The organism is Streptomyces sp. DI166, from assembly GCF_900091315.1.
In the GTDB taxonomy this organism is placed as follows: Bacteria; Actinomycetota; Actinomycetes; order Streptomycetales; family Streptomycetaceae; genus Streptomyces; species Streptomyces fuscus.
In genome coordinates this window covers 1-8,493 of the sequence record NZ_FLSP01000174.1, presented here as the reverse complement: position 1 = coordinate 8,493, position 8,493 = coordinate 1, and the positions used below count along the sequence as shown (strand labels likewise).

Genomic DNA, 8,493 nt, shown 5'->3' with positions numbered 1-8,493 from the left:
AGATGGACGAGCCAGGCCCGGCCGTCGGCGGGGTCCGGCTCGCGGGCCACCAGGCCGAGGTCCTCCAGGGCACGCAGCTGACGGGACATGGTCGCCTTGCCGACGCCGATGTAGGCGGCCAGGTCGGTGGCGCGCTGCCGCCCGCACTCGTCGAGGCGGATCAGCAGACCGTACGCGGCGGACTCCAGGTCGGGGTGGACCTCCCGGGCCATCTCGCCCTGGCTGGCCCGGGCGCGCCGCAGCAGTACGGTCAACTCCCGCTCCAGGGACAGGAACTCGGGCGGGTCGCCCGGTCCGGGCGGGTCGCCGAACCCCCCGGACCCGGCCCGGCGCCCGTCGTCGTTTCCGTCTTCGCGCACGTCAGCCCCTGCCTCGGTTTCCCCGTACTGAAAGTTTCCGTCACATGCCGTCATCGCCGCAGCTCCGTCAGTATTTCTCAGGCGTAGACCAACGGCAGCCTCCGGGGCCTCTTCCACCCGTCGGCGCACGTCCGTAGCGTCCTACTCAGATCCCGCCTGGCATGCTCACGCCAACATTGTCGGGCGGTGGACCAACAGCGGGCCAACGGCGACCCGCCACCCCGTCCCGGGCCCGTACCCCCACTCCCCAGCATCTCTCCCCACCGTGCGTCACCGATCCTCCGGAGGCACGCTATGCCCGTGCACAGACCCGGATCACTCCGCCTCGTCCTGACCGGACTCCTGCTGACCGCGCTCTCCCTGAGCCTCGCCGCCACCCCCACTCCCCCGGCCTCGGCCGCCGAGGACACCCCCGCCCGCGGCTCCGCGTACATGGGCATGGGCGTCGCCTCCCACGACGGCGTCCACGGACTGCCCCGGGACACCCGCGTCACCCAGACGGAGGGCGTCGACGTCTCCTCCCACCAGGGCAACGTGGCCTGGGCCACGCTCTGGAGCGGCGGCGTGCGGTGGGCCTACGCGAAGGCCACCGAGGGCACGTACTACACCAACCCCTACTTCGCGCAGCAGTACAACGGCTCCTACAGCACCGGCATGATCCGCGGCGCCTACCACTTCGCCACCCCCGACACCGCCTCCGGCGCCGCCCAGGCCGACTACTTCGTCGACCACGGCGGCGGCTGGTCCCCCGACGGACGGACCCTGCCCGGCGCCCTGGACATCGAGTGGAACCCGTACGGCCCCGCCTGCTACGGCAAGTCGCAGGCCGCCATGGTCGCCTGGATCGGTGACTTCCTGAACCGTTACCGGGCCCGCTCCGGCCGGGACGCCGTCATCTACACCGCCACCAGCTGGTGGACCCAGTGCACCGGCGGCTACGCGGGCTTCGGCGCGTCCAACCCGCTCTGGATCGCGCGGTACGCCTCCACCGTGGGGCCGCTCCCCGCGGGCTGGAGCAACCACACGATGTGGCAGTACACCTCGACCGGCCCGACCGTCGGCGACCACGACCGGTTCAACGGCGCGCTGGACCGGGTGCAGGCCCTCGCTCACGGCTGACGGTACGACGGAGGCCCGGGTCTCCCTCACGAAACCCGGGCCTCCGCCTTCTTCCGGCAGCGTCCGTCACGCCGCCACCGGAACCTCCGGCTCGGCACCCTGCGTGGCCGGGGACAGCGCCAGCTCCAGGACCTGGCGGACATCGGTCACGGTGTGCACGTCGAGCTTGTCCAGCACCTCGGCGGGGACGTCGTCGAGGTCGGGCTCGTTGCGCTTGGGGATGATCACCGTGGTGACCCCGGCGCGGTGGGCGGCCAGCAGCTTCTGCTTCACCCCGCCGATCGGCAGCACCCGGCCGGTCAGGGAGACCTCACCGGTCATCGCCACATCGGTGCGGACCAGCCGGCCCGACAGCAGCGAGGCGAGCGCCGTCGTCATCGTGATGCCCGCGCTCGGGCCGTCCTTGGGCACCGCGCCCGCCGGGAAGTGGATGTGCACGCCCCGGTCCTTCAGGTCGCCGACCGGCAGCTCCAGCTCGGCGCCGTGGCTGCGCAGGAAGCTCAGCGCGATCTGGGCGCTCTCCTTCATCACGTCACCGAGCTGCCCGGTCAGCGTCAGACCCGCCGCGCCCGTCTCCGGGTCGGCCAGGGACGCCTCCACGAACAGCACGTCACCGCCGGCTCCGGTCACCGCGAGACCGGTGGCCACGCCCGGCACCGCCGTACGGCGCTCGGCCGGGTCCTGCGCCGACTCGGGCACGTGGTGCGGGCGCCCGATCAGACCGCGCAGGTCGTCCTCGGTCACCGTGTACGGCAGCTCCCGCTCACCCAGTTCGTGCTGGGCGGCGACCTTGCGCAGCAGCCGGGCGATCGAGCGCTCCAGGTTCCGTACGCCCGCCTCGCGGGTGTACTCACCGGCGAGCTTGCGCAGCGCGCCCTCGTCGATGACGACCTCGTCGCCGCTCAGACCCGCCCGCTCCAGCTGGCGCGGCAGCAGGTGGTCCCGCGCGATGACGACCTTCTCGTCCTCGGTGTAGCCGTCCAGGCGGACCAGCTCCATACGGTCGAGCAGGGCCTCCGGGATGGCTTCGAGCACGTTGGCGGTGGCGAGGAAGACCACGTCGCTCAGGTCGAGCTCGACCTCCAGGTAGTGGTCGCGGAAGGTGTGGTTCTGCGCCGGGTCCAGGACCTCCAGCAGGGCCGCGGCCGGGTCGCCGCGGAAGTCGGAGCCGACCTTGTCGATCTCGTCGAGCAGGACGACCGGGTTCATCGAACCGGCCTCCTTGATCGCCCGTACGATCCGGCCGGGCAGCGCGCCCACGTAGGTACGGCGGTGGCCGCGGATCTCCGCCTCGTCCCGGACGCCGCCGAGGGCGACCCGGACGAACTTGCGGCCCATGGCGTGCGCCACGGACTCGCCCAGCGAGGTCTTGCCGACGCCGGGCGGGCCGACCAGCGCGAGCACGGCACCGCCGCGCCGCCCGCCCACCACACCCAGACCGCGGTCGGCGCGGCGCTTACGCACGGCCAGGTACTCGGTGATCCGCTCCTTCACGTCCTCCAGGCCCGCGTGCTCGGCGTCGAGCACGGCCTTGGCACCCTGGATGTCGTAGGCGTCCTCGGTCCGCTCGTTCCACGGCAGTTCCAGGACAGTGTCCAGCCAGGTGCGGATCCAGGAGCCCTCCGGGGACTGGTCGCTGGACCGCTCCAGCTTGTCGACCTCCTTCAGGGCCGCCTCGCGGACCTTCTCCGGCAGGTCGGCGGCCTCGACGCGGGCGCGGTAGTCGTCGGACTCCTCGCCCTCCGTCTCACCGTTCAGCTCGCGCAGCTCCTTGCGCACGGCCTCCAGCTGGCGGCGCAGCAGGAACTCGCGCTGCTGCTTGTCGACGCCCTCCTGGACGTCCTTGGCGATGGTCTCGGCGACGTCCTGCTCCGCGAGGTGGTCGCGCAGGTGCTGGGTGGCGAGCTTGAGCCGGGCCACCGGGTCGGCGGTCTCCAGCAGCTCCACCTTCTGCTCGGTGGTGAGGAAGGGCGAGTAGCCGGAGTTGTCGGCGAGCGCGGAGACGTCGTCGATGGCCTGGACGCGGTCCACGACCTGCCAGGCGCCGCGCTTGCGCAGCCAGGAGGTGGCGAGCGCCTTGTACTCCTTCACGAGTTCCACGACATGCCCGGGCAGCGGATCCGGCGCGCGGTCGTCGACGACGGTGCCCTCGACCCACAGGGCCGCACCGGGCCCGGTCGTCCCGGCGCCGATCCTCACCCGCTCCCGGCCGCGGATCAGGGCACCCGGATCACCGTCGGCGAGCCGTCCGACCTGTTCCACGGTGCCCAGCACACCGGTACTCGCGTACGTGCCGTCGATGCGCGGAACCAGCAGCACCCGCGGCTTGCCCGGCTGGTTGCGGGCCGCGGCCTGCGCGGCCTCCACGGCGGCGCGCACATCCCCGTCGTTCAAGTCCAGCGGGACCACCATCCCGGGCAGCACGACCTCGTCGTCGAGCGGCAACACGGGCAGGGTGAGCGGGATGGACGTCGAAGCCATGATCTCCCCTTAGGCAGTCAAGTTGAGTTATGTCGACTCAATGCATGACGGCCGCGGAATGTTCCCGCGCTTCTGTTCGCTGTGAGCGATCACGTCGACGAGCCCGTGACCTGGGAGAACAGGGCTTGTCCCGGCCCCATTCCCGCTACGGCCGGACGGGTGGCCCAGTCCCCACTACAGCCAGAGCTGATTCCGCCCCGCCAGCACCCTGTCGTACACCGCCCGGATCCGCGGCCGCCGTACCGCCGGGTGCCGGGCCAGCGTGTGCAGGAAGATCCGTCGGTCCATTTCGAAGGTGTACGCCGGATGCGGAGGCAGGGGGTAGTCGTCCCGGAGGACTCCGGGCGGGAGGGTGCCCGAGGCCGGGAGGGGCGAGGTCTCCGGGGGCTCGGCGAGGTAGGCCCAGACCTCGGCGGACAGCGGGGCCACGGGGACGTCCGCCGAGGGCCGCCACGGCTCGCCCGTCACCGGGTCCCGTGGAACCAGGGCGATGTCGTGGCCGGAGACCGGGACGCCCGGACCCGCCAGGCCCACCGACTTCCGCACGGGCCCCATCGGCAGCACCGCGTCGGCCCCGCGGGCGAACGTCTCCGCGAGCAGACCGCCCGCCGGGAACGTCACGGGATCGCCCTCCGCGGCCACCACCAGGTGCGCCAGCGCCACCGCGACCGCCGCCACCCAGCGGCCGTCCCAGCCTCCGCCCGGTTCGACCGGCGGACGGGGCCGTACCCCGGGCACGGGGTCGACGGGGGCAGGACCACCGACCGACGCGACACGGCGTACCGCGCCCGGCTCCAGCCACACCGCCTGCCACATTCCGCAGTCGTCCACGCGCGTGCCCACCGCCGACGCGCACCGCTCGCACGCCAGGTTGGGGCCGTCCCTGCCGTCCAGGCCGACGCAGTACCCGTCGCAGCGCTCCGGGATCAGGACCGTGCCGCGGGAGTCGCCGGGCGCGAGGGCGATGCGGCCCGCCGCGCCGAAGGACACCGAGTACTCCGGCGCGTACACGCCGCGGGCCGCGGCCTCGTCCTCCTCTATCTCCTGCCGGCGCCGGTAAGGCGGGCCGGAGGGCAGCGGGTCGACGGCGTAGGTGCCCTGTTCCATCAGCGGCGGCAGCAGCTCGTGCCAGGACGAGTGATGGGCGTGCACAGGCAACGCGACCCGGAACACCGGGGCCGAAAGCGGCGCCTCGCATCCGGCGCACACGAAAACATCCACGAACCCTCCCCTGTACCGGGGGAATTCTCCACATGCCGCTCCACGCCTCCCAGCGATTTTCACGCCGCGGACCTGACAGGATGAGCGGATGCCCACTTCGTACGACATCCCTGAAGTCCTGGACCGTCGCGAAGGCCCCTACGGCGAGGTCGTGCTGCGGCGGCACGGGGAGCTGCTGCAGATCATCGCCAACGGCTGTTTCCTGATGGACACCTCCGACGGCCGCTCCGAGCGTCTGCTCGTCGACGCGGCGCGGGACGCGCTGGACGACCGCCCCGGCCCCGCCGTACTGATCGGTGGCCTGGGCGTCGGGTTCTCGCTCGCACACGCCGCGGCCGACCCGCGCTGGGGACGGATCACCGTGGTGGAACGCGAATCGGCCATTGTCGACTGGCACCGCTCGGGCCCTCTCTGCGGTCTCACCGAAGCGGCCCGACAGGATCCGCGTACCCGGATCCTGGAAATTGACCTGATCAAGTACGTCAATGAGACATCCGACACGTTCGACGCACTGTGTCTCGACATCGACAACGGCCCCGACTGGACCGTCACGGACGGGAACAACAGCCTCTACTCCGACTCCGGACTGGCAAGCTGCGCACGGCTGTTGAACCCCGGCGGGGTGCTCGCCGTGTGGTCGGCGCAGCCCTCTCCGGAATTCGAAGAATCCTTGCGGAATGCCGGGTTCAATCAGGTGCGTACCGAAGAGATCCCCGTTGCCCGGGGCGTTCCCGACGTCGTGCATCTCGCCGTCCGACCTGGATAGCCGAGCCACGGTGACTCCCCGTACGCTGCTGCCTTGGCGCGGATCATTCAAGCGTCAATCGCAGGCATGCCCGGGCATGTCGCACAAGACGGATCACCCCACGGATTCCGGAAAGCAACTTCAGGGGCGGGCGATGGAGCAGACACACACCTCCCACAACGGCACGGCGGCGAGCCCGGGCGCACAGCGCAGGGTTCTGGTGGTCGAGGACGATCCGACCATCGTCGACGCCATCGCGGCCCGCCTGCGTGCCGAGGGATTCCTCGTGCAGACCGCGGGCGACGGACCGTCGGCCGTGGACACGGCCGAGGCCTGGCAGCCCGATCTGCTGATCCTCGACATCATGCTGCCGGGCTTCGACGGCCTGGAGGTCTGCCGCCGCGTGCAGGCCCAGCGCCCGGTACCGGTGCTGATGCTCACGGCCCGCGACGACGAGACCGACATGCTGGTCGGCCTCGGCGTCGGCGCCGACGACTACATGACCAAGCCGTTCTCGATGCGGGAGCTGGCCGCCCGTGTGCACGTCCTGCTGCGCCGCGTGGAGCGGGCCGCGATCGCCGCCTCCACCCCGCGCAGCGGCATCCTGCGCCTGGGCGAGCTGGAGATCGACCACGCCCAGCGCCGGGTCCGCGTGCGCAGCGAGGACGTCCACCTCACGCCCACCGAGTTCGACCTCCTGGTGTGCCTGGCCAACACCCCGCGCGCGGTGCTCTCCCGCGAGCAGCTCCTGGCGGAGGTGTGGGACTGGGCCGACGCCTCCGGCACCCGGACCGTCGACAGCCACATCAAGGCGCTGCGCCGCAAGATCGGCGCCGAGCGCATCCGTACCGTGCACGGCGTGGGCTACGCCCTGGAGACCCCGACGCCATGAGCGAGGGGCCGGCGCGGAGAGGCCCCGGGGAGCCCTGGGGCGGCGTACGCCCGTTCTCGATCAAGACCAAGCTCGGCGCGCTGGTCGTCATCTCGGTCCTGATCACCACGGGTCTGTCGATGATCGCGGTGCGCACCCAGACCGAGCTGCGCTTCATCACGGTCTTCTCGATGATCGCCACACTGCTCATTACGCAGTTCGTGGCGCATTCGCTCACCGCGCCGCTGGACGAGATGAACGCGGTGGCCCGCTCCATCTCGCACGGCGACTACTCGCGCCGGGTGCGCGACAACCGCAAGGACGAGCTGGGCGACCTGGCCGAGACGATCAATGTCATGGCCGACGAGCTGGAGACCCAGGACCGCCAGCGCAAGGAACTGGTCGCCAACGTCTCGCACGAGCTGCGCACCCCCATCGCGGGACTGCGCGCGGTGCTGGAGAACATCGTGGACGGCGTCACCCAGGCCGACCCGGAGACCATGCGCACCGCGCTGAAGCAGACCGAGCGCCTGGGCCGCCTGGTGGACACGCTGATGGACCTGTCCCGCATCGACAACGGCGTGGTCCCGCTCAGGGCCCGCCGCTTCGAGGTGTGGCCGTATCTGTCGGGCGTACTGAAGGAGGCCAACATGGTGGCCTCCACACGCGCGGGCATCGCCTCCGGCTCGGGCGGCCACACGCGTACCGACGTCCACCTGCACCTCGACGTCTCCCCGCCGGAGCTGACTGCGCACGCGGACCCCGAGCGGATCCACCAGGTGGTGGCCAACCTCATCGACAACGCGGTCAAGCACAGCCCGCCGCACGGCCGGGTGACGGTGAAGGCCCGGCGCGGGGAGCGGCCCCAGTCGCTGGAACTGGAAGTACTGGACGAGGGACCCGGCATCCCGCGCTCGCAGTGGCACCGGGTCTTCGAGCGGTTCAACCGCGGTGCGGTGCCCTCTCCGCACGGTCCGGGCAGCGACGGCGGCACCGGTCTCGGCCTCGCCATCGCCCGCTGGGCGGTGGATCTGCACGGCGGCCGGATCGGAGTGGCCGAAAGCGAGCGGGGTTGCCGGATTCTTGTCACTCTTCCGGGAGAGCCTTCCGCGTCGAGTTGACGTATGGTTCGAATCCGAGCCACAAGATCCACGGGCATCCGGGCAGACGGACACGTGTGATCAGGCCAAGGCCCGCGCCTTCCGCGCGCCCGGCCTGCGGCGACGCGTACCCCGATCAGCGAAACCTCGCTTGTTTCCCGCCATTTCAAAGCCCGAAACACGCTTTCCGATGTGACTTACGCGACGATGAACCGGCCCGACCTGACCTTCCCGGCCATGGAGGCGTAGCCTTTATTCCCGCTGTCCATCACCTTGTGAAGCGGAAGAGGGCGGTTGCCGCCGTGTCGCCACAGTCCCCCAGTAACGCATCGAGCTCCCCCAGCCTTCGGCCGGGCGGTACCCCCACGACCGACGCAGACCAAGCGGGCAAGAACCCCGCAGCCGCGTTCGGTCCGAACGAGTGGCTCGTCGACGAGATCTATCAGCAGTACCTCCAGGACCCGAATTCGGTAGACCGCGCCTGGTGGGACTTCTTCGCCGACTACAAGCCGGGGGCCGCACCAGGCTCGGCTCCCGCGGGCAGCACCGCCGCGGCGCCCGCCCCGGCTCCGGCAGCTCCCGCCGCCCCGGCCACGC

At 71.3% G+C, this 8,493-nt stretch carries 8 protein-coding genes; 5 read left to right on the top strand and 3 right to left on the bottom strand.

Features of this window, described 5'->3' with window-relative positions; genetic code table 11:
- On the bottom strand, nt 1-359 hold a 359-nt coding region (locus tag GA0115233_RS38870), incomplete at its 3' end, for a MarR family winged helix-turn-helix transcriptional regulator (protein ID WP_255310510.1).
- A gap of 294 nt (nt 360-653) precedes the next feature.
- Here GA0115233_RS38870 and GA0115233_RS38865 point away from each other — a divergent pair.
- Nucleotides 654-1,478: a lysozyme gene (locus tag GA0115233_RS38865; protein WP_093725361.1), complete on the top strand. Its 825-nt coding sequence runs from the start codon at nt 654-656 to the stop codon at nt 1,476-1,478.
- Nucleotides 1,479-1,544: 66 nt separating this feature from the next.
- On the opposite strand, the gene lon is transcribed toward GA0115233_RS38865, so the two are convergent.
- Both lon and GA0115233_RS38855 read right to left on the bottom strand, forming a co-directional pair.
- Nucleotides 1,545-3,959 carry an endopeptidase La gene (gene lon / locus GA0115233_RS38860; RefSeq protein ID WP_093725359.1) on the bottom strand — a complete coding sequence of 805 codons (2,415 nt, stop codon included), beginning with the start codon at nt 3,957-3,959 and terminating at the stop codon, nt 1,545-1,547.
- Between the two features lie 174 nt (nt 3,960-4,133).
- Nucleotides 4,134-5,180 carry a hypothetical protein gene (locus GA0115233_RS38855; protein WP_093725357.1) on the bottom strand — a complete coding sequence of 349 codons (1,047 nt, stop codon included), beginning with the start codon at nt 5,178-5,180 and terminating at the stop codon, nt 4,134-4,136.
- Between the two features lie 88 nt (nt 5,181-5,268).
- Between GA0115233_RS38855 and GA0115233_RS38850 the strand changes: the two genes are divergently transcribed.
- The 4 genes from GA0115233_RS38850 to GA0115233_RS38830 all read left to right on the top strand — a co-directional run.
- Nucleotides 5,269-5,946 (top strand): spermidine synthase, encoded by a 678-nt coding sequence (locus tag GA0115233_RS38850; RefSeq protein ID WP_093725355.1) that lies wholly within the window; start codon nt 5,269-5,271, stop codon nt 5,944-5,946.
- Nucleotides 5,947-6,079: 133 nt separating this feature from the next.
- The gene (locus tag GA0115233_RS38845) at nt 6,080-6,817 is read left to right on the top strand and encodes a response regulator transcription factor (RefSeq protein ID WP_093725353.1); all 738 of its coding nucleotides are present in this window, start codon (nt 6,080-6,082) and stop codon (nt 6,815-6,817) included.
- On the top strand, nt 6,814-7,917 hold the full coding sequence (locus tag GA0115233_RS38840) for a HAMP domain-containing sensor histidine kinase (protein WP_093725351.1): 1,104 nt from the start codon (nt 6,814-6,816) through the stop codon (nt 7,915-7,917). The genes GA0115233_RS38845 and GA0115233_RS38840 overlap by 4 nt, the downstream gene beginning before the upstream one ends.
- A gap of 281 nt (nt 7,918-8,198) precedes the next feature.
- Nucleotides 8,199-8,493 (top strand): 2-oxoglutarate dehydrogenase E1 subunit family protein (locus tag GA0115233_RS38830; RefSeq protein WP_141689646.1); only part of this gene is annotated, 295 nt, incomplete at its 3' end.

What these genes read in the sequence shown, in the direction of transcription:
- GA0115233_RS38845 (WP_093725353.1), top strand. Translation starts at nt 6,080, where the DNA reads ATGGAGCAGACACACACCTCCCACAACGGCACGGCGGCGAGCCCGGGC.
- GA0115233_RS38865 (WP_093725361.1), top strand. Translation starts at nt 654, where the DNA reads ATGCCCGTGCACAGACCCGGATCACTCCGCCTCGTCCTGACCGGACTC.
- lon (WP_093725359.1), bottom strand. Translation starts at nt 3,959, where the DNA reads ATGGCTTCGACGTCCATCCCGCTCACCCTGCCCGTGTTGCCGCTCGAC.
- GA0115233_RS38850 (WP_093725355.1), top strand. Translation starts at nt 5,269, where the DNA reads ATGCCCACTTCGTACGACATCCCTGAAGTCCTGGACCGTCGCGAAGGC.
- GA0115233_RS38840 (WP_093725351.1), top strand. Translation starts at nt 6,814, where the DNA reads ATGAGCGAGGGGCCGGCGCGGAGAGGCCCCGGGGAGCCCTGGGGCGGC.